This window comes from Arthrobacter sp. zg-Y877, assembly GCF_030373105.1.
Taxonomy (GTDB): Bacteria; Actinomycetota; Actinomycetes; order Actinomycetales; family Micrococcaceae; genus Arthrobacter_B.
The window spans coordinates 618,698-645,153 of the sequence record NZ_JAUCPU010000003.1 but is presented as its reverse complement, the minus strand read 5'-3'; the positions used below and the strand labels follow the sequence as shown (position 1 = coordinate 645,153).

The window sequence follows — 26,456 nt, the reverse complement described above, 5'->3', positions numbered from 1 at the left end:
TCTCCTAGGGTGGCGGACGGGGTCAGCGGTGGTCGGTCTCGGCGGTCTCAACCTCAGCGGCGACCGGCCTCGGGATGAGGAAGGACGAGGCCAGGGCCAGTGCCAAGATGACCAGACCGGCAATAATACCGGCGTAGTACCCGGTGTCCCCGGCGCCGTCGGCCGGGGTGGCAGCGGTCTTCACCGCGTAGATCACGGCGAAGCTCAGGCCCGCACCCAGGTTGAAGGCGCCGGCATTGAGGCCGGGGAGGAAACCGGGGTTCTCCTTTGGGGAGAGCACGATGCCCAGGCCGTTGAGCATGATGTTGCCGATGCCGGCGTAGGTGATGCCGATCAGCACGGACACACCCAGCAGGCCCAGCTTCGAGTCGCTGCCAACCACCAGGAGCATCAGTGCCAGGGTGATGACCGAGCCGATCATGCCGATCCGCAGCACCTTGCCGTAGCCCCAGGTCGCCGCCAGGCGGCCGGCGAGCGGACCGAGCAGCAGTCCGGCGAGGGCATAGGGTGTCAGGGTCCACCAGGCGGACTCTTCCGCACCCATGCCGAACCCGACGGCGCCGTCCTGCGCCAGGGCGGGGATGATGCCGTTGATCACCGCGAAGACGCCGGTCATGGTCAGCAGTGTGGTCAGCAGCAGGGCCCAGGTGGAGCGCTGCTTGAGCAGGTAGGTGGCGACCAGCGGCTGTTCAGTGCGGTTCTCCACCTTCCAGAACACCACGAACGCGATCACGCCGATGACGGCCAGGCCAGCCACCAGGAGCCAGTTGGCATCCGACAGTTTGCCTGCCTCGTTGACTGCGGTCAGCAGGGTGCCCACGGAGATGACCAGCGGGACAACGCCCACCCAGTCCATCTTTTCCTTCTTTTCGGCCCGGGATTCGGGGGCCAGGAAGAAGAGCAGGGCCGTTGCGACCGCACCGACAATGGCCATGGCCCAGAAGACCGAAGCGAACCCGTGGTTTTCCGCGAGGTAGCCGCCGGCGACGGCGTCGACCCCGGCAATGCCGCCGTTGACCGCTGTGATGACGCCCATCAGGGTGCCGTACAGCTTGGGGTCGCGGATCTCGACGCGGAGCATGATCAGCGTCAGCGGGACCACCGGGCCGGAAACACCCTGGATCAGGCGGGCAATAAAGAGGACTTCAATGCTCGGTGCCAGGGCGGCCACCACGGAACCGATGGTCAGGACCACCAGCATGCCGGTCAGGACCTTCTTGCGGCCGATGATGTCGCCGAGGCGGGGAAGGAACAGGGAGAACAGCGCGGCCGCGGTGAAGAACGCGGTCTGCGTCAGGCCGACTGCCGCCGAGGTGGTGTCCAGTTCCTCCTCGATGCTGACCAGTGCGGGGGAGAGCATGGAGGCGTTGAGCTGGAACGCGACACAGGCGGCCAGCAATGCTGCCATCAGGGCGCCGACGTTTACCCGCCGGCGTGCGGTTTCAGTCACCGGGTCACCTCTGCTTTGGGCTTGGTGTCTTCCGGCTCAGCCACGGGGGCGACTGCCTCGGAGCCGGTTTTGGCGGGCTTGGGGATCAGGAACGAGGAGGCCAGGGCAAGGCCCAGAATGATGACGCCGGCAATGATGCCGCCGTAGTAGCCTTCGGTTCCGGACCCGTCCGTAACGGTGGTGGCGGTCTTGGCCGCGTAGATCACGGCGAAGCTCAGGCCGGCGCCCAGGTTGAAGGCACCGGCGTTGAGGCCGGGAAGGAAGCCGGGGTTTTCCTTCGGGGAAAGCATGACTCCCAGGCCGCTGAGCATGACATTGCCGATGCCGGCGTAGGTGATGCCCACGAGGATGGAAACGGCCAGCAGGCCTGCCTTGGAGTCGCTGCCGACCACGGGGAGCATGAGCGCCAGCGCGATGACGGACCCGATGGTGCCGATGCGCAGTACCTTGGCGTAACCCCAGCTGCCGGCCAGGCGCCCGGCGAACGGTCCCACGATGAGGCCTGCAATGGCGTACGGGGTGATGGTCCACCAGGCGGACTCTTCGGCGCCCATGCCGAAGCCCACGGCACCGTCCTGCGCCAGGGCCGGAAGGATGCCGTTCATGACGGCGAAGACGCCGGTCATGGTCAGCACGGTGGTCAGCAGCAGGGCCCAGGTGGAGCGCTGCTTCAGGAGGTAGGTGGCGATCAGCGGTTGTTCGGTGCGGTTTTCGACCTTCCAGAAGACCGTGAACGCGACGACGGCGATGACGATCAGGCCGATGACCAGGGGCCAGTTGGCGTCCCCCAGTTTGCCGGCCTCATTGAAGGCAGTGAGCAGGGTGCCCACGGAGATGACCAGGGGAACGACGCCCACCCAGTCCATCTTTTCCTTCTTCTCGGCCCGGGACTCAGGGATGACGGCGATCACGAGGGCGGTGGCAATGATGCCGACGACGGCCATGGACCAGAAGATCGAGGCGAAACCGTGGTTCTGCGCCAGGTAGCCTCCGGCGATGGCGTCGACGCCGGCGATGCCGCCGTTGACGGCGGCAATGACACCCATCAGGGTGCCGTACTTTCGAGGATCGCGGACTTCCACGCGCAGCATGATCATGGACAGCGCCACCGTGGGACCGGAAACACCCTGGATCAGGCGGGCGAGGAAGAGAACCTCAACACTCGGCGCGAGGGCAGCCACGACCGAGCCGATGGTCAGGACCACCAGCATGCCGGTGAGGACCTTCTTGCGGCCGATGATGTCGCCGAGGCGGGGCAGGAACAGGGAGAACAGGGCAGCGGCGGTAAAGAACGCCGTCTGCGTCAGGGCTACGGCAGCCGAGGTGGTGTCCAGCTCCTGTTCGATGGTGAACAGGGCGGGGGAGAGCATGGAGGCGTTCAGCTGGAACGCCACGCAGGCGGCCAGCAGGGCGGCCATCAAGGCGCCGACGTTTACCCGTCGGCGGGCAGTTTCACTCACAGGTCAACCTCGCCAATGCGCTGAAGTGCGTCGACAACCAGGTCCCAGAACTTCTGGTGGTCCAGGTCGACGGCTACGGATGTGTTGCAGTCGGCGGGAGCCGGTGCACGGAAGTCGGCCACGGTCATGCCCAGCGTCAGGGTGCCGGTCAGTTCCACGTCCAGCGGCACGCGCCGGGTGGTCATGACGGAGGGGTCAATGACGTAGGCAACGGCGCAGGGATCGTGCACCGGCGGGAAGTCGAAGCCCTGGGCGTCCTTGTACGCCTCGCCGAAGAAGTCGAGCAGTTCGCCGACGAACCGGGCCGGCTTGGTGCCGACGGCGGCGATGCGCTCGGCCACTTCGTCCGTGGCCAGTGCCTGGTGCGTGAGGTCGAGGCCGACCATGGTCAGCGGCCACTTCTCGTTGAACACAATGTGTGCGGCTTCGGGGTCGATCTTGATGTTGAACTCGGCCACGGCGGACCAGTTGCCTACGTGGTAGCCGCCGCCCATCAGGACAACTTCCTTGACGCGTTCGGCGATGCGCGGTTCCTTGCGGACGGCCAGGGCGATGTTGGTCAGGCCTGCGGTGGGGACGAGGGTGACGGTGTTCGGCTCATGGGCCATGACCGTGTCGATGATCAGGTCCACCGCGTGGCGGGGATCCAGTTCGAGGGTCGGCTCGGGCAGGTCGGGGCCGTCCATGCCGGAGTCGCCGTGGATGTCCGGGGCGTTTTCAATCGTGCGGACCAGGGGCCGGTCGCAGCCGGCGGCGAAGGGAATGCCTGTGATATTTGCAACACGGGCAATTGCCAGTGCGTTACGTGTCACCTTCTCCAGGGTCTGGTTTCCGACGACGGTGGTCACCGCCAGAAGGTCGATCTCCGGGCTGCCGTGTGCCAGCAGCAGGGCGACCGCATCATCATGCCCGGGATCGCAATCCAGGATGATTTTGTGGGGCATTACGTCTCCGCTTCGTTGAGGTTCTAGCTCCGGGACCGCAGTTCCGGCATTGCGGCGCCCGGTTGCGGGACTCCTGCAGCGGCCCGCGGCGGTGCGGACATGGGGGAGCGCCTGCCAGGCGACGTAATTAACGATATAGACGTATTGCGGACCACTCCGCCGGGGGATCTGTTCGGGCCGGACCGGACGCCGGCGCGATTTGCCATCTGCCGGTGCGGAATTTATGCTGTCTGCCGCTCTTTCCGCGTTTGCCCGGCGCGGGACAACCACCTCTCTTCCAGCATGGCGGATCAGTCTGCCGGCGACCAGACAGCAGGTGGAAAACCGCCCCCGCCCCGGGAGGGGCGGAGGCGGTCCGGTATGACGTAGGGCGCTACCACCTGACCTTTCGCTCCCGCGGGCCTTGCTTCGTGTTCGACCGGGTGGGCTTGTGGTCCTTGCCGAGACTCTGCCAGCCGGGCAGGGCGGTCTCGGGAGCGGAGGCGAGCTGTTGGGCGCTCGCCTCGCTCAGCCGGGCTTCGGCCGCGGGAGCGAGATGGATCTCGACGGGCGGCAGTACGGGGTGTTCGGATTTCGGCTTTTTCTCTTTGGGTGCACGCATGGGGTCCTCCAATGGCTCGGGGCCGTTGAGGTGATGTCAGGGACACCGTCCGGGGGCGTGCCAAAAGCACGCCGGTTCTACCGGGAGGAGATTTTCGGGGCAGACGGACGGACTCGGAGGCAGTGCCTCAACAAGCTCTCATAGATGGTTGTCTGCAGCGGGTTTCGAGCGCGCAGCGCTACTCGAATATCAGTATTCCCATGCGGCCGACCATAACAGCGTGTCCGCCCGCCGGATAGCCCTTTACTCAAACTTTGCTGCTTCAAACGGACGACGGCGGCACCTGGGGCCGGTGCCGCCGTCGCGCGCGGGATGAGGAAAGCCGCGGGTTTAGAAGGTCAGCACAATCCGGCCGCGCAGTCCGCCGGCCTCGAGCCGCCGGTGCGCGTCGGCGGCGCGTTCGGCGGGCAGGACGTCGGCGATCCGTGGGCTGAGCAGGTCTGCCTCTGCCAGTGCACGCAGCCGGTCCAGCTTTGCCCCGGAAGAGTATTCCTCACCCACCCGGATCGGATGCACCGTGATTTCTCGGCCGGGATCTCCGTCCCACCCGCGTACGGTGGCGAACCCGCCGCCGTCGCGCACCGCGTCCGCCGCGAGTTCGTTCATCACCGCGGCATCCGCCACGGCGTCGACGCCGTCGGGAAAGAGCTCCCGGATCCGGCCGGCAACGTCGTCGCCACGTTCCACCACATGGTCCGCGCCCAGGGCCGCCACCAGGTCGGCATCCCCTTCGGAGGCATCGGCGACCACGGTCAGGCCCGCCTCTTTGGCGAGCTGGATCAGGTAATTGCCCAGGGTTCCCGCTGCGCCGGTAATGGCCAGGACCGAGCCTTCGGCAAGGTCCAGCTTTTCGAGGATCTGCACCGCGGTGAGGCCGTTCATCGGCAACGTGGAGGCAGCTTCCAACCCGGTTCCGGCAGGGATCCGTGCGATCGAGTCCGACGGCGCCACCAGGTACTCGGTGTAGGCGCCCCGCCGTGCGGCCCGGGGCAGGGCCAGGGCCATGACCTCGTCACCGATCCGCCAGCCGGCGCCGTCACCCACCTCGTCCACCACTCCGGCGGCGTCCATGCCCGGAATATAGGGCGGTTCCAGCCCACCCATGTCCTGGGCGCCGGTGCGCAGCACCGTGTCGGTGGGGCTGACGGCGGCGGCCCGGACGCGGATGCGGACCTCCCCGGGACCGGCGTGCGGTTCGGGTACCTCAAGTACCTCCAGGACCTCGGGCCCGCCAAAGGCGCGGATGCCGACAATCTTCACGAAGAACTCCTCTTGCTTATGCGGTTAGGCCGTGGGGCCCGGGATGATGCGCTGCTGGGCCAGGTGGTCAAAGAGCTCCAGGAAACGGTCTTCCGAATCCAGGCAGTCGGCAAAACCGGCCTGCCGGGCCTTGATGGTGGAGGAGACGTTGTCGAACTCCGAGCGGAATATGAAGTCGGCGAATTCCCAGCGGACCAGGTCCTCGTAGGGGATCGGCTCCAGGCCGTACCGTTCGGTCATCTGCTCCCACAGCCTGCCGTACTGCGGCATGGCGTCCGTCAGGGGTACGGGCTGCGGTTCCGCGTACTCCATGCCGAAATACCTGGCGAAGGCCGGCCAGAGCTGGCGCCAACGGAACTGGTCGCCGTTGGTGATGTTGTAGATTTCCCCTGCCGCAGCCGGTTCCGAACCGGCCCACACCGCGGCACGGGCCAGCAGTTCGGCGTCGGTGACCTGGTACAGGGCGTCGTATGCCGCCACCGTTCCGGGGAAGCGCAGCGGCTGGCCCAGTTCCTTGCTGATGCTCGCGTACACGGCAATGGCCATCAGCAGATTCATCGGGTTGCCGGTGGCGTACCCGATGACGCCCTCGGGCCGCAGGACGGTCAGGGAGAAACCGCGCTCCGCGGCCACCTCGCGCAGCAGGTCTTCCTGGTCGTAGTAGAAGTTGGGTTGGATCAGCCGCGGATCGCGTTCCTTCGCCGGTGCATTGAAGTACCCCAGATGGGCGCCGTACGCTTTTCCGCCCTGGTAGAGCGTGACGTGGCGCAGCGGTGCGCCGGCGGCGCGCAGCCCGTCCAGGGTGTTGCGCAGCAGGGCGGTGTTGACCTCGGACAGTTCCGCCGACGTCGGGCGCTCAATGTAGGCGCCGAAGACCAGATGGGTGGTGTCCGACGCCGGTGCCAGGCCCGCGCGGGCCTGGCCGGCATCCAGCAGGTCCACGGACAGGTGCTCCCAGTCGGCGCCGGGAACCGGCCGGCGGCTGGCGCCGCGGACCTTCCAGCCGCGGCGGACGTACTCATCTGCGGCGTGCCGTCCGATGACGCCGCCCGCACCGGCCACGAGGACCGCGCCCGGTACCGGTGCGTGGGGCCGGGCCGCCGTGCGTGCCTGGTCCTGTTCGATGATGCCGGGCCGCGGGTTGGAACCGGCATGTGATTCAGCGGCCGGTTCCGGGATGGGTTCCTGGGACATTGATCCTCCTGTTGATTCCGTCATACCTGGTCAACGGCCAGTACCTCGAGACTATCGATCATCAGCCTGCTGATGAAAACCGGGAAGCGGAATCCGGCGGACGGATCCGGCCGTGGACCGTGGGGCCGGGCAACCAAACGTAGGCTGGAAACGTGAACACTCTTATGCTTCCGGACCGCAGCTGGGCCGAGACCGCCATCCGCCGCATCGAGGCGGAAGGGGCACGCTCGGCCGATACGCACCTGTTCCAGGTCCCGGCCCCCGCCGGCTGGTCGGTGCAGATCTACCTGAAGGACGAGTCCACGCACCGCACGGGAAGCCTCAAGCACCGGCTGGCCCGCTCCCTGTTCCTCTTCGGCCTGGTCAACGGCTGGATCACCGAGGGCACCACCATCGTGGAGGCCTCCAGCGGCTCCACCGCGGTCTCCGAAGCCTATTTCGCCCAGTTGCTGGGCCTGCCGTTCGTGGCCGTGATGCCGCAGACCACCAGTGCGGAGAAGATCCGGCTGATCGAGCACTACGGTGGACGCTGCCACTTCGTCCAGGAGCCATCCGAGGTGTACGCCGCTGCGGAGGCCGTCGCAGCCAGCACCGGCGGGCATTACATGGACCAATTCACGTACGCCGAACGCGCCACTGACTGGCGGGGCAACAACAACATTGCCGAATCCATCTTTTCCCAGATGGCACAGGAGGACCACCCGCTGCCGGACTGGATAGTGGTGGGTGCAGGCACCGGCGGGACAAGTGCAACGATCGGCCGCTACATCCGGTATCACCGCTATCCCACCCGGCTGGCGGTGGTGGATCCGGAGAACTCCGCGTTCTTCCCCGCCTGGCGGAACCCGGGGGAGCCTGCCGCCGGGAAACCGTCGCGGATTGAAGGCATCGGCCGGCCGCGGCCCGAACCCAGCTTTGTGCCCGCGGTCATCGACCATATGGTCCAGGTCCCCGACGCTGCGTCGGTAGCAGCCTCGCGGCACCTGCGCCGGCTCACCGGGCTGCACGCCGGGCCTTCCACCGGAACCAACCTCTGGGGTGTCTGGCAGCTGGCGGCGGCCATGGAAGCGGACGGCCGCGCCGGAAGCATCGTCTCGCTGGTGTGCGATTCGGGGGACCGGTACGCCGCGTCCTACGGCGATGACGCCTGGCTGCAGTCCCGCGGACTGGACCCCGCGCCGGCCACGGCCATGCTGGAGGAACTGTTCCGGACCGGACGGTGGCCCGCCGGCACGAGGGATTAGAAGTCGAACATCCCGGACGGCAACGTTTCCGCCGGCAACGGGAGCGGCGGGAGGTGGCGCTTGAAGCCGATGTGGGAGGCCTCGAAGCCGAGCCGCTTATAGAAACGGTGCGCGGAGTCCCGCTGGGCGTTGGAGGTGAGCTGGACCAGCCCGGCGCCGTTCCGCCGGCCTTCGGCGACCGCCCAGTCCATCATGGCCGCACCCAGCCCGTTGGACCGGAGATCGGCACGCACATGGACGGCTTCCACCTGTAACCGGGTGGTTCCGCCTAGAGCCAGGCAGGGGATCAGCGTCAGCTGCAGGGTTCCGGCAATCCGCCCGGAGGAGTCTTCGACGGCGGCCAGGAAGTTGGCCGGGTCCGCGGCAATGGCATCGTAGGCACGCAGATACGGCTCCAGGGCATGGTTCCCTTCCCGGCCGGCCCGCTGCCCCAGGGCATCGGCCATCAGCAGCCCGGAGATCGGCCCGACGTCGTCGCGCGCCGCCCGGCGGACATGGAAGGAACCATTGAGCAATGAGGCGGGACGGATTTCCATGCCCGCCAGTCTCCACAGCACCTTAAACTGCCTTCCTCCATTGACCGGGCGGGCCGTAGCCGGGCAGGGTTAATGGGACCGGATAGGCGTTGCCGCCGCCACGAGCCGCATCCCCGGGCCGGCGGCAGACTGTAGAGAGGCAGCTGTGGGTCAAAACCTCAGGCGGGTCCGCAGAATAGCGAAGGTGCAGTTCGGGGCCGCTGAGCCCATGGACAGCTACGCCCACACCTGTGCCCGGCTCGATGCGGCGATTGCAGCCACGGCGGCGCGCCAGGATGTGCTGCGGTCCCAGGTCCGCGCGGCATGGGAAGTGATGCGCCACTACAGTGCGGTCACGCGGTCCTACGAGAGCAGGTTGAAGGCGCTGGAAGCCGTTATCGCGGAGGAGCGGCTGGAAGCCGGACAGGCCGTCGCACTCGCCGAAACCGCGCACCGCATGCACGACCTCGCGGTACGCATCGAAGCCACGGCGCGGCACCATTTTGACGTTGTCCGTGCAAAGGAATCCCGGGTGGAGGAATTGATGCAAAGACTGACAAGTTCCAAGTCGCAGTTGAAGCTGGCACGGACGGCAGAGAACCACCGAAACCGGCTGCGGACCCTCGAAGCGGCCAGTAAGCAGGACCCGCTCATCCGGATCCGCAGCCGTGACGACCTCGAGCTGCACGAGGCGGCCCGGCTGGCCCGGGAGGCAGAGGCCCTGGCTGGACTGAAGGGAGGCTGGTCCTGATGCCGGCGCAGATTCAACCCGTACTGGTGACTGTTCCGCTCAGCCCACGGCATCCCTACTCGGTCCGGACCATTGTGGGACTGAGCGTGTCAGCGGTGCTTTTCCTGCTGATGGGTGCCGGAGACCTGACCACGTTGATCATTGGATTCGGCCTCCTGGTGCATCCGGTCCAAGCCGCGACGGACAAAATGATCCTGTGGCCCCGGCAGGACCGGGCCGACGCCGAAGCCCTCACCCGGGTGGTCCGCGAGTATTTCTACAATGCCCCTGCGGTGGACGTGAAAGCGGTGCGGGAACTCGCCCGGACACGGCAGGTGCAGGTTAATGACGACAGCGGCGGGCAGTTGCGCATTGGGCTCACCGGGAGGCGGAAGCCGACGGCGGCTGGCACCAGGCCCGAGGCCAGGATCTCCTTCAAATGCGGTGATGTGGGGTTGATGGACTTCGACCGGCTGCTGCAGAACGCCGAAGGCGATCCACAGGTCCGGCGGGCGACAGACCGGATGCGCGGGACGGGCACCGGCGCGGCGGAGACCGGTACAGCGGCCTAAAGCGGAAGCACACCACAGCCGTCCCGGGCAGGATGCCAGGCCTGTGGCAGGCTTTGCGCCCGGGGACTGGGATCATGGAAGTATGCAGACTCTCAGCCTCCAGGAAGCCACCGCCCTCGCACAACAGGCAGCAGCCGTCGCCGCGGACCATATTCCCTACGGCTCCGGACTGGGCGCTCCTGCTTCCTTCACCTTGGCTTGGCTGATGGCGTCCGCCGGGCTGGAGGACGTGCGGGTGGCCAGCGGAAGCTCCGGCATGGGGGATCATTTCTGGGTGGAGACGGACCAGTGGCGCATCGATCCGACCCTGCACCAGTTCGCCCGCTTCAAGGACCGTCCACTGGTGGAACCGGTCAGTGAACCGGGTAACGTCGTCGCCGTCAAGTACCACGCCGTGCCGCGCTCGCGGCAGGAAGCGGTGCGGGAAGTGTCCTACGGCTTCCGCAATGCTGCGGAGACGGAAGCCTTCGTCAACGAGATGGCTGCGGCTATCCGCCTGTAGCCCCCGTCCGGAACCTCCGCCTGGGCCCCGGCCGCAGACGTGGAAAACTGGGAGCATGCAGCCGTTCGACAAAGTCCAGCCCATTGTCCTGCTCGTGGATAAGACCGATCCCGCCATGCACCGCGACGCGGTGGCCGCTGCCGCTGTTGCCAGCGTCCGGGCGTACATGGCGACGGGAGACAGCGAAGCGTGGGAGAACTGGCTGTACGGGCGGTTCACGAAAACCGTCCGCCGCGCCAACCCCAGCACGTTCGACCGCCTCGCTGCCCACGCGCCCTCCGGCCCGGTGGCGGTGGGAGAGGCACGGGCAATCGCCTTCCAGCCGGTGACGTACGAGCAGATGCCCAAGAACCTGGCCAAGCTGCAGGTGTCCGGAACCCAGCTGCCGGATGGCGAACCCGCGCCCTGGCCGGAGCGGGCGCCCGTGATCGTGCTGAACGCTGACCTGGAGATGTCCACGGGCAAGGCCTCCGCGCAGGCTGCCCATGCCCTGCTGTCCTGGTACCTGGCGTTGGAGCCTGCCGGACGGCAGGCCTGGCAGGAAGCCGGTGCACCCGCGGGAGTGCGCTTTACTCCGGGGGAGCAGTTCGCTGCGCTGGCTGCCCGGCCCGGGGCCGGCCCGCTGATTGTCGACGCCGGAATGACCGAGATTGCGCCCGACACCGCAACAGCGTTTGTGGCTTCGGCCAGCTTCAGTACCGCCGCCGGCTCGCACGCCTGACGCCAAGGCCACACGGACCGGGACCGTGATAAAAAGACTCAGGTGAGCGAGACCAAAAAGACCCGGACGCAGACAGCCGGACGCCGCAGCCAGCTGCCTTTCTGGTTGGTCGGCATCGCCGTCGTCCTCGTAGCTGTAAACCTGCGCCCCGGAGCGTCCTCCGTGGGACCGGTCCTGGCCGAGCTGCAGGCCGGACTGGGGCTGGATGCCACAGCTGCCGGAGTGCTGACCGCCCTGCCCGGGCTGACGTTTGCGGCGGTGGGGGCGCTCGCCGTCGCCCTCTCGCGCAAAGCCGGAATCAACGGGTCGATTGTCCTGGCCCTGGCAGTAGTGGCCGGTGGCCTGCTGATCCGTTCCCTGGTGGATTCCGCCGTACTGTTCCTGGCCCTGACAGTCCTTGCCTTCGCCGGAATGGCGGTCGGCAACATCCTGGTCCCGGCGTTCATCAAGCGCCACGCCGGCATGCACCTGCCCGTCTTGAACTCCGTGTACGGCACCACCCTCGCCCTGGGGGCCACCCTGCCGCTGCTGTTCGGGGGTGTGTTGGCCGGTTCCGGTCCGGCGGGCTGGCGGCTGAGCCTGGGGTTCTGGGGTGCCGCGGCACTGGCGGCGTTTGTGCTGTGGGCCCTCCTGGCGCTGCGGGCGGGACGGGACCCGGTGGTTGCCAGAGAACCGGGCCGGCCCAAGCGTGCCCGGATGTGGTCTTCGCCCACCGCCGTCGCCCTCAGCATTTTCTTCGGCGTGCAGTCCATGAACGCGTACGTCCAGTTCGGCTGGATGGCGCAAATTTACCGGGACGCCGGCCTGGACCAGGGGACTGCCGGATTGATGGCGGCGATCATTGCCGGGCTCGGCATACCGGGCGGCCTGATCATGCCGGCCCTCGTGGCCCGCTCCCCGAGGCTGCGGTTCTACATCGCCGGCCTGGGCGGCTTTATGCTCGTCGGCTACAGCGGCCTGCTGCTGGGTCCGGACACGCTGCCGTGGCTGTGGGCGCTCTGCCTGGGGATCGGCGGGTTTGCCTTTCCCACCGCGCTGGCCCTGATTACCGCCCGGTCCCGCGAGCCCCGGACCACCGCGCAGCTCTCCGGCTTCATTCAGCCCGTGGGCTATTTGCTGGCGGCCCTGGGACCGTTCGCGATTGGCGCCCTGCACGACATCTCGGGCAGCTGGACCCTGCCGCTGGCCATCCTCCTGGCCTCCAGCGTCGTGATGGTGGCGGCGGGGATCCGCGCCGCCGCACCCCGGTTTGTGGATGACGAGCTGGGGACTGCGCCAAAGCCCCGGTGACAGGACCCGGCGGGTCAGCGCAGGTATGAGGCGCCGTTGACGTCGATTACCGTGCCGCTGGCCCACACCGGTGCCTGCGTCGCCAGCCAGGCCACGGTTGCAGCCACTTCCTCCGGTTCCGCGACCCGGTTGAACGGACTCTGCGCCCGGATGGCGGCGCCGCTGGCTCCCTCCAATGCGGGGCGGCCCATCCGGGTGTCGACGAATCCCGGGGCGACGGCGGCGGAAAAGATCCCGTGCGGGGCCAGCGCCACGGCGAGGGACTGGGTAAGGGAGTGCAGCCCGGCCTTGCTGGCACCGTAGGCCGGGTTCTCCGGCTCTCCGCGGTAGGCGCCACGTGATCCCACGTTCACGAGCCGTCCGCCCGCCGGGCCTTCGGGCCGCTGGATGAGATGGTCGGCCATCAGCCGGCAGAGGTTCGCCGGTGCCATGAGGTTCACGTCAATGGTCTGCCGCCAGGCCTCCTGCCAGTCGGCAAAGGACCCGGACGTCACAGGCTGGGCGCGGAAAATCCCGGCGTTGTTGACCAGGACGTCCAGCCCGCCCAGCCGATCCACGGCGTCCGCGAACACCCGCTCGCACTCGGCAGGGGAGGCCAGATCTCCGACGACGACGGCGTGCCCGGTCCCGGGCAGCGCATCCGCCACTGCCTGGGCGGCCCCGGCGTCGTGCCCGGCGTGGACCGCGACCGTGCAGCCCGCTTCCGCCAGTGCTGCTGCAATTGCCGATCCGATGCCCCGGCCCGCGCCGGTGACCAAAATCTTTGTTCCCATCGCCTGAGCGTACCCGCCGGGCGCTGTACCCGCAGAGGGCTAGGGGGCCGACGTTCGTGAGGCTTCGAGCGCGCGGATCAGGGTGGCGGTGTCATAGGGTCCGTGGTGCCGGCGGTGCCCAACAAAGAACGTTGGTGTGCCGTGCAGGTCCATGGACTCGGCGTCGAGGGCATCATCCAGTACCCGGTTGCTGACCTTCGCCGAGCGCAGGTCCGCTTCGAACCGGTCCATGTCCAGGCCCAGGCTTTCGGCCACGGCCAGCAGGTCTTCGGGGAGCAGATCGTCCTGGTGCTCAAAGAGGTGGGCGCTGTAGTCCCGGAAGTGTCCCTGCCGTCCCGCGGCCTCTGCTGCTTCGGCGGCCGCGAAGGCGTGGGGATGGACCCGCGACAGGGGGAGGTGGCGCCAGACATAGCGCAGCTCGGAACCGAAATGCTCGCGCACCTCCAGGATGGTCCCGGTGGCCCGGCTGCAGAAGGGGCACTCATAGTCCCCGTATTCCACCAGGGTCAACGGAGCATCCGGGGGTCCCACAATGTGGTCCCGGGACGGGTCCACGGGCCGGGCCAGCACTTCACCCAGTGGAACGGCAGGGCGCCGCCGCTCCACGATCCGGAAGATGATGGTTCCGGCAGCAAACGCCAGCAGCGACCCGGCCAGAACGGCGACGCGTGCCTCGTTCTGCACCGCGGGGTCGTCAATGGCCAGGCCGATGATGAAGAGGGCGATGGTGAATCCGATACCGGACAGGGCGGCACCGCCGGCAATGCGGCCCAGTGTCAGGCCGGGGCCGAATTCGCCGATCCGCAGCCGGCGCAGCATTGCTGCGGCGCCGAAAATCCCGGTGAACTTCCCCAGCACCAGACCGCAGACTATGCCCCAGGCGAGCGGGGAGTGGAGGGCCCGGTCCAGCGTGGCGCCGTCCAGTTTGACCCCCGCGTTGGCCAGGGCGAACAAGGGCAGGATCAGGTAATCCACGTACGGGGTGTACGCGCTGTGCAGCCGGTCGTTGATGGAGATGGACTCCCGAACGCTGTTCACGGCGGCCCGGGCGTACCCGGAATTGGGCGACTGCCGGAAAATCCGGGTGACCTCCAGGGCACGCTCCACGTCCCGCCGGGCGGGTGGAAACACCGGGACCAGCAGGGCAATCCCGACGCCGGCCAGCGTCGGATGCACGCCCGAGGCGTAGAAGGCCAGCCAGACGAGGACCGCCAGCACGGCGTATACGGCTCCGCGCCCGTAGGGCAGATACCGGGTCAGTCCCACGGCCGCGAGCCCGGCAAAGGCCAGCAGCAGCGGTACTACTTCCAGATGGTCCGTATAGACCAGGGCAATGATGCTGAGCGCGGCGACGTCGTCGACCACCGCAAGCGTCAGGAGGAAGATCCGCAGCCGGCCGGGTACCCGGGGTCCGGTGATCGCCAGCGCACCCAGGAGGAACGCAGTGTCGGTGGAGATGACCACACCCCACGCGCCGGCGCTCGGGGTCCCGGCGGTGAACAGCAGGAAGACTGCGGCCGGTACGGCGATTCCCGCAGCGGCAGCCACCACCGGAACCACCGCCCGCGACCGGTTGGTCAGTTCCCCCAGGGCAAATTCCCGCCGTACCTCCAACCCCACCACGAAAAAGAAAACGGCCATGAGTGCGTCGTTGATCAGCTCCCGGGCCGTAAGTTCCAGGATCATGCTGCCGGCACGTACCTCAACGGTGGTTTCCCAGAACTCGTTATAGGAGGCGGCAAACGGCGCGTTGGCCCACAGCACCGCCAGGATGGTGGCCAGCAGCAGCAGGGCGGCAGGACGCTTCTCCCCAGCGCCGTTGGCGGGCGCAGCGGTGCTGGCGATGCGGTGGGGACGGGCCAGCACCGCTACACCTGTGCGGGTACGGGCTGCACCAGCTTGCTGCGAAGGCGGCCGACCAGTTCGGAGCTAAGCCCGCCCGAACGCAGCACCGCGGCGACGCCGCCCGCCCTGGCCTCGAGGGTTGCCAGCATGGACCGCATCGCGTCCGGGTGTGCGGCCAAGAGGGGATGGTCCGCGGCGATGCCGTAGCCGCTGCTGAGGTCGGTCAGCCCCAGCCGTCGGTAGACCCCGGGTAAACGGTTCTGCGTCAGGGCATAGTCCTCGGCGATGGCCTCCGGCTCAGCCCCCAGCACGGCCAGCAGTGCTGCGGCGAACAGACCGGTGCGGTCCTTGCCGGCGGCACAGTGGAACAGCACCGCACCGGGGGAGTCAGCCACGGCCTGCAGACCCCGCACGAGGGCTTCTTTCTGCGAGAGGAGAAGCTTCGCGTACCACTGGCCCACGTGCTCCGGGGAGCGCACAGAGTCCAGCAGGTGCCCGGCCGGTTCCGTCGGTGCACCCAGGGAATCGGTCAGGGGCAGGGCCAGATACTGCACGGGATACTCCGCGGACGGGCCGCGTCCGGTGCGTTCCGCTTCGTCCGCCGAACGCAGATCGATGATGGTGCGCAGGCCCGCCTCCACGAGTTCGGCCACCTGCTCCGCGGTGGTGGTCGCGACGTCGTCGGCCCTGAACACCAGGCCCGTGCGGATCTTCCCTCCCTCCACGGAGATCCCGCCCAGATCCCGCAGGTTCGCCAGCGGTGTCGGGGCAGGAACGATGGGTTTAGGCATGGCAGGTTTCCTCCCGGGTGCCGTCCGCCGGACACGGCCGGCGGCGTGTGTGGGCACCATCTTAGGCACGATCGACAGCGTGCGCGGGGCCCCGAGTATGAGGCATGGCTCACATGGAGATAGGGTGAATTTGATCTCGTTCTCTGAAAGGTTCCACCATGCACCGCCGTATTTCCCATCCCGGACTCCAGAAACTCGTGATGACCGCCGAGCAGGCCGCAGCCATGATCCAACCGGGAATGACGGTGGCGATGAGCGGTTTCACGGGGGCCGGCTACCCCAAAGCCGTTCCACAGGCGCTCGCCGCACAGATGGAAGCGGCGCATGCCAAGGGTGAAGACTTCCAGATCAAGGTCCTCACCGGTGCCTCCACCGCGCCGGAACTCGACGGTGTGCTGGCCAAGGCCGGCGGCATGGAACTGCGCCTGCCCTACCAGTCCGATCCCACGCTGCGGAAGCGGATCAACGACGGCGAACTCGAGTACATCGACATCCACCTGGGGCACGTGGCCCAGTACACCTGGTTCGGGTTCTACGGGCATGTGGACCTGGCCGTGATCGAGGTGGTCGGCATCAACGAGGACGGCAGCCTCATCCCGTCCTCCTCGGTGGGGAACAACAAAACCTGGCTTGAGCAGGCGGACAAGGTCATCATCGAGGTGAACCGCCAGCAGCCGGAAGCCATGGACGGCATGCACGATGTCTACTACGGCACCGCACTGCCCCCGCACCGCAAGCCGATCATGCTGGTGAACCCGGATGACCGCATCGGCGAGCCCTACCTGCGCCTGGACCCGGAAAAGGTCATCGCCGTGGTGGAAACCGACGCACCGGACCGAATGACGCCCTTTGCCGCGCCGGATGAGACCTCCCAGCAGATCGCCGGGCACCTGCTCGATTTCTTCGACTCCGAAATCAAGGCCGGACGGCTGACCAATAAACTCCTTCCGCTGCAGTCCGGGGTGGGCAACATCGCCAACGCCGTCCTCGCCGGACTCTCCACCGCCGGGTACACGGGGCTCACGGCCTACACCGAGGTGATCCAGGACGGGATGCTGCACCTGATCCGCGACGGCGTGATCCGGGTGGCCTCCGCAACGTCCTTCTCGCTCAGCCCCGCCGGCATCGAGGAATTCAACTCCAACATCGACTTCTACCGCAAGCGCATCATCCTGCGGACCCAGGAGATCTCCAACCATCCCGAACTGATCCGCCGGCTGGGGTGCATCGCCATGAACGGGATGATCGAAGCCGACATTTATGGCAACGTGAACTCCACCCACGTGGCCGGCACTGCCATGATGAACGGCATCGGCGGCTCCGGGGACTTTGCCCGCAACGGCTTCCTCTCCGCCTTTATGTCCCCGAGCACGGCCAAGGGCGGGAAGATCTCCGGGATCGTCCCCATGGCCGCGCATGTGGACCACACCGAGCACGACACGATGCTCATCATCACCGAGAGGGGCCTGGCCGACCTCCGCGGCCTCTCACCCAAGCAGCGGGCACGCGTCATCATCGACAAATGCGCCCATCCGGACTTCCAGCCGCTGCTGCAGGACTACTTTGAGCGTGCCAGCCGGGACAGCCTCGGCAAGCACACACCGCACCTGCTGGACGAGTCCCTGGCCTTCCACCAGCGGTACGTGGAAACGGGAACCAGCCTGCCGGAGCCTGCGGGCCTTTAGGTCCCCGAGCTGAGGGGCGCCTAGTTTCCCCGCAGCCGGTTCAGCTCGCGGCGGTCCTTCTTGGTGGGGCGCCCCGCGCCCCGGTCCCGGACCGGAATCCCCAGCGCCGGGGCGGCGGGCCGGGCGGGCGTGTGGTCGGTGAAGCAGTGCGACGCTGCCTCCGCGCCGACGCGTTTGGCTATCAGTTGCCGCACCTCCAGGATCCGCTCGAAGCCGGGCTGCCGGATCCGGACGGTGTCCCCGGGCTGCACCGGCTGCGCCGCCTTGGCCGGATTGCCGTTCAGCCGGACGTGGCCGGCACGGCATGCGGCAGTAGCCGCGGAGCGGGTTTTATAGGCCCGGACAGCCCAGAGCCAGGCGTCCACCCGGACGGTTTTGGAAGTGCTTGCTGGAATGCTCATGGGAATTCCGAGTCTAGCGAAGTCCGCGCAGCCGGGCAGCGTCATCCAGCGCCTGCTGCTGTTCCGCAGTCACTACGGACCCGACGACGACGGCAGCCACCCCGGTCCCGGCCGTGCCCTCCTCCACCGCCGCATCCGGGGCAGCGGCGAGCAGGGCACGAACCTCCGCCGGGGTGTAGGGGACCGGCACCCGGGTGTGTGCCACGGTGTGGCAGGTGGGACACAGCGGCACCAGGTCCGACACCGGATCCAGGGTGTACCCGGCCGGCAGGTCCGGGCCCGGCACCAGATGATGCACCTGCAGCAGGGCCTGGGTTCCGGGGCCATACCGCTGGACGGGGACCAGCCCGCAGGCCGCGCAGCTGTCGCCGTGGTAGGCCAGGCACAAGCGCCGCGCCTCGGCGTCGTGCTCGTATCTATTGGTGGGCTGCAGGACGAGGGCCTGGGCATCCAGCGTTCCCGGGACCGGGCAGAGGGGATCCGGTCCGGAACCGAGGAACCCGGACCACAACCGGCGCAGCGCGGGAACCGAGGCAGGGGGAACGGCCGCAGCGCCGCCGTCGGACAGGGCCGGCAGGGCCGGCACGCTTTCCTGCAGAAGCACCGCCGGCAGTTCCTCGCCCAGAGGCAGCAGCAGATCGAAGTCCACCGTGACGGCTCCGGGTCCGCCGTGGTTTTCGTCGGAAGAGACGATGCCGTGGCCCGCCAGTCCACGCGGCCCCCGCCCGCTGTTTCCCCACAGCACGAGCCAGACCTCGGCGCCGGGTGCCGGCCGGGCTCCGGACAGTGGAACACTCCGGCGGACGGTTCCGCCGCCGGCTACGGTGCTTACGGCAGGGCCGTAACCGCCCGGCCAGGGATCCGGCAGGTCAGCATTCCACGGGAGAAGGACGGAAGGCACCGGTCAGCGGGGCTGATAGGTAAGGCAGTCCGCCAGTTCGGCGCCGGGCCCCACCCGGACATCATGGGCGTCGCACATCAGGTGGTTGTTGAACCGGCACTCGTTGCGCTGGCAGGCGCCCACCTGGGCGAGGACCTTCGGCAGGCCACCGGTCGCAGACGTGTCAATGAAGGTGGCGCAGCTGGCGTGGTCCGGAGTGCCGCCGACGGTGATGGCGTAGGCGGTGCAGCCCTCGTGGTTGAAGTCGCAGCTGGACACCGTGCAATCCTGCACGTGGGCAACATGATCGGTCATGGTTCCTCCCAAAAGGTGGTCATTCGTTCCGTGCCTGGTGTCGAACGTACCACCGCCGCGCGGGAATAATTAGCGCGAATTTCCCTACCCTATTAGGCGGGTTTGGCCTGTGCCGTCCAGTTGGGTAGAACGGAAGGATGACCGCACCACGGGCCTCAGCCGCCGCCGAATTCCACCTCGCAGCGCGCGGGCAGGGCCTGGACCTGGATGCCGGGCAGCTGGCCGTCCTGCCGGCGTTGGCCCGGGCTGCGGACGCGGCCCGGTCCCCGGAACCCGCGCCGGACCAGTCCTCCGTCTACCTGTGGGGGCCGCCGGGGCGCGGCAAGACCTGGCTGCTGGACACCCTGTTCGCTTCCGTGGACATCCCGGACAAGCGCCGGCTGCATTTCCACGACTTCTTCCGGGAACTGCACGCCCTCGTTTTCGCCGGCTACGGGAACCCTGGGTACCGGCAGGATTCCGCCTTCGCCGCAGCACTGGACCGGATGCTGGGTTCGGTGCGGCTGCTGTGCTTTGACGAATTCCATGTCAACGACCCCGCCGATGCCGCCTTCATCACCCGCCTGCTCCGCACCGTACTGGACCGCGGGATTGTCCTGGTGGCCACGTCCAACTACGCGCCGGAGGAACTGCTGCCGGACGAAATGTTCCACCATCTCTTCGAACCCGGGATTGCCCTGATCACCCAACACCTGCAGGTCAGGGCACTGGACGGGGAAGTGGACTACCGCACCGTTGCCCGCTCCCGCCACGCCTCCGGTTTCGCCGCCGGGCACCACCTGCGCAGCGACGGCGCCGGGATGATGGCCTCCGCAGGGCTGGTCCCTCCCGCCCCGGCGGAAGCGGTGAAGCTGACGCCCGGTACCCGGACCCTGCGGGCGCTGCGGGCCGACGGCGCGCAGCTGTGGTTCGATTTCGAGGACCTCTGCCACGCCCAGTCCGCCACCTCGGATTACCTGTCCCTGGCCCAGTCGCACCGGCACTGGGTGATCAGCGGAGTGCCGGCAACCGGCGGATCCAACCCCTACGGCTGGCAGCGCTTCGGCAACGTCGTTGACGTGCTGTACGACGCCGGGTGCCGCCTGGACGTCATTGGGCTGCCGGATTACGACGGCGTGTTCCCCGGAACGGCGCATTCCACCGACCTGGCACGGATCCGCAGCCGGTTCGGGATGCTGCAGGCACTGCCGCAGCCCGAGCCGGGGTGGCTGGGCAGCTAGGGCCGGACGCCCGGCGCTAGCTGCCGTCGTCGGCGAGGTTTTCGGCGTCCGCCAGCTTCTGCCGGGCCTTTTCCGCCGTCCGCCGGGCGGAACGGGAGGCGCGCCGGGCCTGGTCCCGCTCGCGCTCCAGTTTCCCGGAGCGCCGGTCCACGGCGGACACTTCCCGCTCGAGCTGGCGGATCCGTTCCCGCAGTTCGTCGATCTCATCCGTGAGTTCGTCCCGGTGGCCGGCGGATTCGTCCACCGCCCGCTGGGCGGTGTCGAGTGCTTCCTGCGCCTGCTGCTCCGCGCCGGCCGCTTCGTCCAGCTCAACGCGGGCCGTCCGGACGGCCCGCTGTGCCTCGGCCTGCCGCCGTCGTACCGCGGCGCTGTCCTGGCTGCCGCCCTTGGAACCGGAGGTATCCTTCGCACTGCGTCCGGCCGGGGTGCGGGAGCCCGCCCCGGCGCCGTGCGGCACCGAATCGGGGTCGGCAACCGCGCCGTCCAGGTCCACCTCTTCCCAGCCGCTGGCGGCGAGGGACCGGACCAGCTGGCCGCTGGCGACGACGTCGGCTGCCGAGGGGTCGGTCATTGCTGCCCAGAGGGTCTGTTCGGCCTCGCCGGCCAGGGTTTCGCTGACGGGGTGGTCCAGGTCCGCAGCCAGGTCCCGTGCGTCCCGGATGATGGCGCGCAGCAGCCGTTGGCGTTCGGTGCTGAGCCGGCGCAGCTGTTTCTGGTCCAGATCCTCCTGGGCCTCCCGCAGGGCCGCCCCCAGTTCCAGCACCTGCCCAAGCTCTTCCTGCCGCTGGTGGGCCAGCAGGTTGACCAGCCAGGCCGCCGTCGACGGTTTCGGAAGGGCCTTGATGCGGGTGGCCAGATCCTTGTTCCCGGCTTTCCCGGCCGCTGCGGCCTTGGCATTGCGGGCGGCGGTGAACTCAGCGGGCAGCAGCGAATAGAGGTCGGCGACGGCCGTGCCAAGCGAAGAGGGGCCGGCGTCGTCGGCGCTCACGCGAAGAGGCCAAACCGGCCCAGTGCCACCACCAGGGAAAGCACCATCAGGATGACGGCGAGGGCAATCCGGTTCCTCTCGCCGCGGCGCACATGGACCAGGACGGCCAGCGCCATCAGCACCGCCAGTGCGGAGGCTGCCACCGCCGTCAACACGGGCAGGACGCCGGTGACCCCGGGGAGGATCAGGCCGAGGGCTCCCAGGACTTCGAGGACGCCGATTAGTTTTACGGTTCCTGCGGAGAAGTCCTCCGGCCAGCGGAGGTTCTCCTTGAGGCGGTCATAGCCCTGGAAGATCTTCATAAAGCCGACCCCGGCAAACAGCAATGCCAGTACCAGTTGAACAAGCCACAAGAGCAGAGACAGCATGGGTACCTAAGCGTCTTTCTGTGTACGGGCGGGGGTCGGCGCACGGAACCACTGGGGAAACTACTGGGGAACCACTATGGAACCATCACCATCCAAGCATGGTCTGTCTGCCGGGAACTGCGCAATAAACCGGCGTGGCGCGGTGCGGTGCCTAGCCCACCCGGATCCAGGCGCTGCAGTCCTGCAGCAGGTACCCGTCCCAAACGGCACCGTTCCGGCTGCAGGCAATCAGCTCTCCCGCCGGCAGCTGCACATCCGTTCCACCCATGTTCATAACGGCAATGACATTGCCGTTGGCGAAGGCAAGCACCTGCTCGGAGTCGTAGCCGGGCCACCAGGCCAGGGAACCGTTGCCCAGGTCCAGCTCGCGGCGCAGGTCCAGGGCGATCCGGTAGAGGTTCAGGGTTGAGTCCGGGTCCTCCCGCTGCACACCGCGGGCCAGCTCGCCCCACCCCTGTGGCTGCGGGAGCCAGGATTCCCCGGTTCCGTTGAAGCCGAAAGCCGGACCGTCCGGTGTCCATGGCAGCGGAACACGGCATCCGTCCCGGCCCAGCCGTTCGCCGGCGGTGCGGTGGTACGTGGGATCCTGGCGGAAGGCGTGATCCATCTGGGTGTGGTCCGGCAGGCCGAGTTCCTCGCCTTGGTAGAGGTAAACACCGCCGGGCAGTGCCAGCATCAGCAGCGTGGCGGCGCGGGCACGGGTAATGCCAAGGTGATGGTCAGGCTGGGTATCCGCCGCGCCGATACCGTCGCCCGGGCGTTCCTGCCAGCCGGTTTGGCCGAAGCGGCTGGTGTGCCGGACGACGTCGTGGTTGGAGAGCACCCACGTGGTGGGTGCCCCGACCCGGTCGAACGCACGCAGGCTGGACTCGATGACTTCCCGCAGCGCGGGCGCGTGCCAGGGGTGGTGCAGGTAGGCGAAGTTGAATGTCTGGTGCATTTCGTCGGGCCGGACCCAGTCGGTGAGGCGTTCGATGGGGTCGATGGTCGCTTCGGCGCAGAGCACCCGGTCGCCGTCGTAGGAGTCCAGGATCTTCCGCCAGGACCGGAAGATGTCGTGGATGCCGGGCTGGCCGAACATCGGGGCCGCGTCGCCGGGGAACCCTTCGGAGGAGGACCCGTCGGCGCGTCCGCCCCAGTCCGGGAGCCCGGATTTCTTGATCAGGGCGTGGGCGACGTCGACGCGGAACCCGCCGACGCCGCGGTCCAGCCAGAACCGCAGGATCTTCTCGAACTCGGTGTGCACGGCGGGGCTGTCCCAGTTGAAGTCCGGCTGGGAGGTATCGAACAGGTGCAGGTACCACTGCCCGGGGGTGCCGTCGGGTTCCGTAACGCGGGTCCAGGCGGGGCCGCCGAAGTGCGACTGCCAGTTGTTCGGCGGGTTTTCACCGTGTTCTCCGGTGCCGTCGCGGAAGATGAACAGGTCCCGGGCCGGGGAGCCGGCGGGGGAGGCGAGTGCAGCCTGGAAGAGGGGGTGCTGGTCGGAGCAGTGGTTGGGGACCAGGTCCACGATGATGCGGATGTTGTGGCGGGAGGCTTCGGCGACGAGGGCGTCGAAGTCGTCCAGGGTGCCGAAGAGGGGGTCCACGGAGCAGTAGTCGGCGACGTCGTAGCCGGCGTCCTTCTGGGGTGAGCGGTAGAAGGGGGAGAGCCAGATGGCGTCGATGTCGAGTTCGGCCAGGGTGGGGATCTCGGCGGTGATGCCGGGCAGGTCGCCGATGCCGTCGCCGTTCAGGTCACGGAACGAGCGCGGGTAGATCTGGTAGATCACCGAGGACCGCCACCATTCACGGCCGGTGGACGCCGGGTGGACGGGAACTAATTCGGTCAAGGAATCATCAAGAACGGTCCGGAACATTTGGCTATCCTAGGTGCGCAGGAGCCAGGACCGAAACGTTTCCTTTTGTGTGTCGCTAACGGTTTGAATTTCCCCTTGATTACGGGCACTAGGGACGAAATAAGACTTTTCGAAGGTGTTTTCCGCCTTTTGATATCAGCTGGTTCTGCCGGCTGGAGCACACGCCAACGGGGTGCCGCCGTCGTTCCGCCATGTTGTCCGGGCCTGGGCTGAAGCTCAGAACCCCGCCACGGGACGGGGGCGGTAGGACTCCTCCAGAGCGGCGAATTCCTCTTCGGTCAACTGGATATCCAGGGCCGCGATGTTGTCATCCAGGTGGGAAGCCGCCGTGGCACCGATCAGCGGGGAGGCGACCACAGGATTCGCCAGCACCCAGGCGAGGGCGATCTGGGCGCGGGTTGCACCGCGGCCCTCGGCGACGTTGCCCACGGCATCGGTGATGCTGTGGTCCGCTTCTTCGTTGCCGCGGTAGAGCTCATGGCCCTGCTCGTCGTAGCCCTGGCGCACCGTCCGGGCCCCCCACGGGCGGGCCAGGCGGCCGCGTGCAAGCGGAGAGTAAGGCAGCGCCCCAATACCCTGGTCCGCGCAAAGCGGAAACATTTCCCGTTCCTCTTCCCGGTAGAGGAGGTTGTAGTGGTTCTGCATCGTAATGAACTGCGCCCAGCCGTGCTTGTCCTGCAGGGACAGTGCCTTGGCGAATTGCCAGGCGTGCATGCTGGATGCACCCAGATACCGGACCTTGCCGTCCCGGACCAGCTGGTCAAGGGTTTCGAGGGTTTCTTCCAGTGGGGTGCTCCCGTCCCACCGGTGCACCTGGTAGAGGTCGATGTACTCAGTGCGCAGCCGCCGCAGGCTCTCCTCCACCTGCCACAGGATGTGTTTGCGGGACAGCCCCCACCCGTTGGGTCCTGGCCCCATTTCGCCGTGTACTTTGCTGGCGATCACCACTTCTTCCCGCCGGCAGTATTCCGCAACTGCCGCTCCCAGAATTTCCTCGCTGTGGCCGGCGGAATACACATTGGCGGTATCGAAGAAATTGATCCCGAGTTCCACCGCGTGCCGCAGCAGGGATTTGGCCTCATCCTCCCGGAGGGTCCACGCGTGTGCGCCCCGGTCCGGGGAACCGAACCCCAGGCAGCCCAGCCCGATGGCCGAGACCGTAGCCCCTGACTTGCCGAGCTTGCCGTATGTCATCGAGTTCATCCGCTGGCCTCCGCTGCTGCCGTGCCGGTTCGATTACCGAGATGCTACCGGGGCCGGGGCTCCGCCGGGTAGACAGGACGCGGAAGGGCTCCCGGCAGCCGCCCACACGGACCTATACTGGCGCACATGGTCGCCGGAACGGGTACCGAAAGCCGCCGCAGCTTCACGGCGGGGGAAGCACTGATGCTGCCGCCGCTGCATGAGTTGGCAGGCGTCGCCAAAGTGGCGCAGCCGAAGGAAGGCCAGCGCACGGAAGTCCGTTACGACACCACTGACCGGGCCCTGAAACGGCACGGGGTCCGTCTTTCCCGAATCACGGACCACGACGGCGGCGCCCGCTGGGAGCGCAGCGCGGTATCCCTGGACCCCTCCATACGCGTCAGCGCCGGGCAGGATGCCGGGATTCCACCCGAAGATGCGGTCATACCGCCGGAGCTCATGGAGGACGTCCAGGCGGTTGCCCGGGGGCGGGAGCTGCTCCCGGTGGAAACCCTCACGACCAGCTTCCTGGACTACGGACTTTTGGACGCTACGGGTGCGGTCCTGGGCAGCGTTACGGACGAACGCCTCGTGGGAAGCGGGCCGGATACCCCCGGAAGCGGGCGCCGGGTCTGGGTGGTCCGTGCCGGTGACGAGGGCTTGGCTGAGGCGGCGGAGGCCGTCCTCCTCGCCGCCGGTGCCGCCCTGACCGGACCCGGGACCGCGGAGGAACCGGAGCTGGAGCAGGCCGGGCCGGACACCGCAGGGACCGGTGCCGTTCCGCTGACCACAGACGGTCCGGTGTCCGCCGTGTTGCTGCAGTACCTGCGCGCGCAGTTCGACGAGTTGCTGCGGCACGAACCCCGGGTGCGCCGGGGGGAAGCGGACGGAATCCACAAGATGAGGGTGGCCACCCGGCGGCTGCGCTCGGCCCTTTCCAGCTACCGCAGCACGATGGACCCCCAGCCGGGGAACACCTTGCGTGAAGAGCTGCGCTGGCTTGCGGGAGTCCTCGGCCAGGCCCGGGATGCCCAGGTGATGCGGCACCGGCTCCAGCAGCTCATTGCTGACGAACCTGGCGACCTGGTGATGGGCCCCGTTGCCGCCCGCGTGGATGAAGAACTGCTTTACGAGTATCGGCAGGCGTACGGACAGATCCGGGAAGCACTGCACTCCCGGCGGTACTTCCAGGCGTTGGATGCGTTGGAAGCACTGGTGGACGGCCCCTCCTGGACCGGAACGGCCCGGGAGCCGGCAGGCCCTGCCTCCGCCCGCATGATCCGGCGGGACCGGAAACGCCTGCACCGCCGGGTACGCGCTGCCCGGACCCAGGAAGGTGAAGCCTATGCAGAGGCGCTGCACGATGCGCGCAAGGACGCCAAGCGGCTGCGTTACGCGGCCGAGGTCTGGGGTCTCGTGCAGCCCAAGGACGCGAAGGTCATGGTGGACGCCGCCGAGCATGTGCAGAAAATCCTTGGTGAGCACCAGGACAGTGTGGTGACCCAGGGGTACCTGCGGCGCATGGGGGCAACGGCGTCGGCCGCCGGTGAAAACGGATTCACCTACGGCCGGCTCCATGCGCTGGAACAGGTCCGCGCCCGGGCCGCGCAGGAGCGCTTTGACCATGCCTGGAAAGGCTTCCCTTCCAAACCCTGACCGGAGCCGTT

Annotated in this window: 26 protein-coding genes; 9 read left to right on the top strand and 17 right to left on the bottom strand. The window is 67.8% G+C overall.

Translation table 11 applies throughout. The features are described from left to right. Positions 1-22: 22 nt before the first annotated feature. The 6 genes from uriT (QNO03_RS10405) to QNO03_RS10380 all read right to left on the bottom strand — a co-directional run bounded on the left by uriT (QNO03_RS10405) (position 23) and on the right by QNO03_RS10380 (position 6,909). The gene (gene uriT / locus QNO03_RS10405) at positions 23-1,450 is read right to left on the bottom strand and encodes a uridine transporter UriT (protein ID WP_289603233.1); all 1,428 of its coding nucleotides are present in this window, start codon (positions 1,448-1,450) and stop codon (positions 23-25) included. After that, on the bottom strand, positions 1,447-2,910 hold the full coding sequence (uriT, locus tag QNO03_RS10400) for a uridine transporter UriT (protein ID WP_283995886.1): 1,464 nt from the start codon (positions 2,908-2,910) through the stop codon (positions 1,447-1,449). Before uriT (QNO03_RS10400) ends, uriT (QNO03_RS10405) begins: the two co-directional genes overlap by 4 nt. Continuing rightward, positions 2,907-3,854, bottom strand: a complete 948-nt coding sequence (gene uriH, locus QNO03_RS10395) for a uridine-preferring nucleoside hydrolase UriH (protein ID WP_229949118.1) — start codon at positions 3,852-3,854, stop codon at positions 2,907-2,909. Before uriH ends, uriT (QNO03_RS10400) begins: the two co-directional genes overlap by 4 nt. Positions 3,855-4,227: 373 nt before the next feature. Continuing rightward, on the bottom strand, positions 4,228-4,455 hold the full coding sequence (locus QNO03_RS10390; protein WP_229949119.1) for a hypothetical protein: 228 nt from the start codon (positions 4,453-4,455) through the stop codon (positions 4,228-4,230). 330 nt (positions 4,456-4,785) lie between these two features. Then, positions 4,786-5,715 (bottom strand): NADP-dependent oxidoreductase, encoded by a 930-nt coding sequence (locus QNO03_RS10385; protein WP_229949120.1) that lies wholly within the window; start codon positions 5,713-5,715, stop codon positions 4,786-4,788. Between the two features lie 24 nt (positions 5,716-5,739). Then, a complete protein-coding gene (locus QNO03_RS10380) occupies positions 5,740-6,909 on the bottom strand; it encodes an SDR family oxidoreductase (RefSeq protein ID WP_289603232.1) in 1,170 nt (389 codons plus the stop codon). A 152-nt stretch (positions 6,910-7,061) separates the two neighbouring features. Here QNO03_RS10380 and cds1 point away from each other — a divergent pair, with 152 nt between their 5' ends. Further along, a complete protein-coding gene (cds1, locus tag QNO03_RS10375; protein WP_289603231.1) occupies positions 7,062-8,153 on the top strand; it encodes an L-cysteine desulfhydrase Cds1 in 1,092 nt (363 codons plus the stop codon). Here the strand turns inward: cds1 and QNO03_RS10370 are convergent. After that, positions 8,150-8,689, bottom strand: coding sequence for a GNAT family N-acetyltransferase (locus QNO03_RS10370; protein WP_289603230.1), 540 nt, complete (start codon positions 8,687-8,689; stop codon positions 8,150-8,152). The genes cds1 and QNO03_RS10370 overlap by 4 nt on opposite strands. Before the next feature lie 145 nt (positions 8,690-8,834). Between QNO03_RS10370 and QNO03_RS10365 the strand changes: the two genes are divergently transcribed. From QNO03_RS10365 to QNO03_RS10345, 5 genes are all read left to right on the top strand, one after another. Continuing rightward, entirely contained in the window at positions 8,835-9,419 is a 585-nt protein-coding gene (locus QNO03_RS10365) for a hypothetical protein (RefSeq protein ID WP_289603229.1), read from the top strand. Further along, the gene (locus QNO03_RS10360; protein WP_289603228.1) at positions 9,419-9,970 is read left to right on the top strand and encodes a hypothetical protein; all 552 of its coding nucleotides are present in this window, start codon (positions 9,419-9,421) and stop codon (positions 9,968-9,970) included. Before QNO03_RS10365 ends, QNO03_RS10360 begins: the two co-directional genes overlap by 1 nt. A gap of 82 nt (positions 9,971-10,052) precedes the next feature. Beyond that, positions 10,053-10,472, top strand: coding sequence for a hypothetical protein (locus QNO03_RS10355; RefSeq protein WP_289603227.1), 420 nt, complete (start codon positions 10,053-10,055; stop codon positions 10,470-10,472). A gap of 55 nt (positions 10,473-10,527) precedes the next feature. Beyond that, the gene (locus QNO03_RS10350) at positions 10,528-11,193 is read left to right on the top strand and encodes a peptidyl-tRNA hydrolase (protein WP_289603226.1); all 666 of its coding nucleotides are present in this window, start codon (positions 10,528-10,530) and stop codon (positions 11,191-11,193) included. Between the two features lie 42 nt (positions 11,194-11,235). Further along, positions 11,236-12,483, top strand: coding sequence for an MFS transporter (locus tag QNO03_RS10345; RefSeq protein WP_289603225.1), 1,248 nt, complete (start codon positions 11,236-11,238; stop codon positions 12,481-12,483). Positions 12,484-12,497: 14 nt separating this feature from the next. Here QNO03_RS10345 and QNO03_RS10340 read toward each other — a convergent pair whose 3' ends face one another. The 3 genes from QNO03_RS10340 to QNO03_RS10330 are packed head-to-tail and all read right to left on the bottom strand — an operon-like array spanning position 12,498 to position 15,892. Next, complete coding sequence (locus tag QNO03_RS10340; protein ID WP_289603224.1) at positions 12,498-13,256, bottom strand: SDR family NAD(P)-dependent oxidoreductase; 759 nt, start codon at positions 13,254-13,256, stop codon at positions 12,498-12,500. A gap of 39 nt (positions 13,257-13,295) precedes the next feature. Then, positions 13,296-15,122, bottom strand: coding sequence for a Na+/H+ antiporter NhaA (gene nhaA / locus QNO03_RS10335; protein ID WP_289603223.1), 1,827 nt, complete (start codon positions 15,120-15,122; stop codon positions 13,296-13,298). Positions 15,123-15,124: 2 nt separating this feature from the next. Then, complete coding sequence (locus tag QNO03_RS10330) at positions 15,125-15,892, bottom strand: tyrosine-protein phosphatase (RefSeq protein WP_289603222.1); 768 nt, start codon at positions 15,890-15,892, stop codon at positions 15,125-15,127. Positions 15,893-16,050: 158 nt separating this feature from the next. On the opposite strand from QNO03_RS10330, the gene scpC reads away from it, so the two are divergent. Then, entirely contained in the window at positions 16,051-17,577 is a 1,527-nt protein-coding gene (gene scpC / locus QNO03_RS10325; protein ID WP_289603221.1) for a succinyl-CoA:acetate CoA-transferase ScpC, read from the top strand. A 20-nt stretch (positions 17,578-17,597) separates the two neighbouring features. Here scpC and QNO03_RS10320 read toward each other — a convergent pair whose 3' ends face one another. Genes QNO03_RS10320 through QNO03_RS10310 form a run of 3 tightly spaced genes read right to left on the bottom strand, consistent with a single transcriptional unit; the run spans position 17,598 to position 19,173 of the window. Next, the gene (locus QNO03_RS10320; protein WP_289603220.1) at positions 17,598-17,978 is read right to left on the bottom strand and encodes an RNA-binding S4 domain-containing protein; all 381 of its coding nucleotides are present in this window, start codon (positions 17,976-17,978) and stop codon (positions 17,598-17,600) included. Between the two features lie 13 nt (positions 17,979-17,991). Next, positions 17,992-18,879, bottom strand: a complete 888-nt coding sequence (locus QNO03_RS10315; RefSeq protein WP_289603219.1) for an HNH endonuclease — start codon at positions 18,877-18,879, stop codon at positions 17,992-17,994. A gap of 3 nt (positions 18,880-18,882) precedes the next feature. Continuing rightward, positions 18,883-19,173 (bottom strand): DUF1540 domain-containing protein, encoded by a 291-nt coding sequence (locus tag QNO03_RS10310; protein ID WP_229949166.1) that lies wholly within the window; start codon positions 19,171-19,173, stop codon positions 18,883-18,885. Positions 19,174-19,310: 137 nt separating this feature from the next. Here QNO03_RS10310 and zapE point away from each other — a divergent pair, with 137 nt between their 5' ends. Then, positions 19,311-20,393 carry a cell division protein ZapE gene (gene zapE / locus QNO03_RS10305; protein WP_289603218.1) on the top strand — a complete coding sequence of 361 codons (1,083 nt, stop codon included), beginning with the start codon at positions 19,311-19,313 and terminating at the stop codon, positions 20,391-20,393. A 16-nt stretch (positions 20,394-20,409) separates the two neighbouring features. Here the strand turns inward: zapE and QNO03_RS10300 are convergent, their stop codons facing one another. The 4 genes from QNO03_RS10300 to QNO03_RS10285 form a co-directional block, all read right to left on the bottom strand. Further along, complete coding sequence (locus QNO03_RS10300; RefSeq protein ID WP_289603217.1) at positions 20,410-21,381, bottom strand: hypothetical protein; 972 nt, start codon at positions 21,379-21,381, stop codon at positions 20,410-20,412. Then, a complete protein-coding gene (locus QNO03_RS10295; RefSeq protein ID WP_229949172.1) occupies positions 21,378-21,749 on the bottom strand; it encodes a DoxX family protein in 372 nt (123 codons plus the stop codon). The genes QNO03_RS10300 and QNO03_RS10295 overlap by 4 nt, the downstream gene beginning before the upstream one ends. Before the next feature lie 151 nt (positions 21,750-21,900). Further along, positions 21,901-23,607 (bottom strand): glycoside hydrolase family 13 protein, encoded by a 1,707-nt coding sequence (locus tag QNO03_RS10290; protein ID WP_289603216.1) that lies wholly within the window; start codon positions 23,605-23,607, stop codon positions 21,901-21,903. 216 nt (positions 23,608-23,823) lie between these two features. Beyond that, positions 23,824-24,801 carry an aldo/keto reductase gene (locus QNO03_RS10285; RefSeq protein WP_289603280.1) on the bottom strand — a complete coding sequence of 326 codons (978 nt, stop codon included), beginning with the start codon at positions 24,799-24,801 and terminating at the stop codon, positions 23,824-23,826. A gap of 135 nt (positions 24,802-24,936) precedes the next feature. On the opposite strand from QNO03_RS10285, the gene QNO03_RS10280 reads away from it, so the two are divergent. Further along, positions 24,937-26,445, top strand: a complete 1,509-nt coding sequence (locus QNO03_RS10280) for a CYTH and CHAD domain-containing protein (RefSeq protein WP_289603215.1) — start codon at positions 24,937-24,939, stop codon at positions 26,443-26,445. Positions 26,446-26,456: the final 11 nt, after the last annotated feature.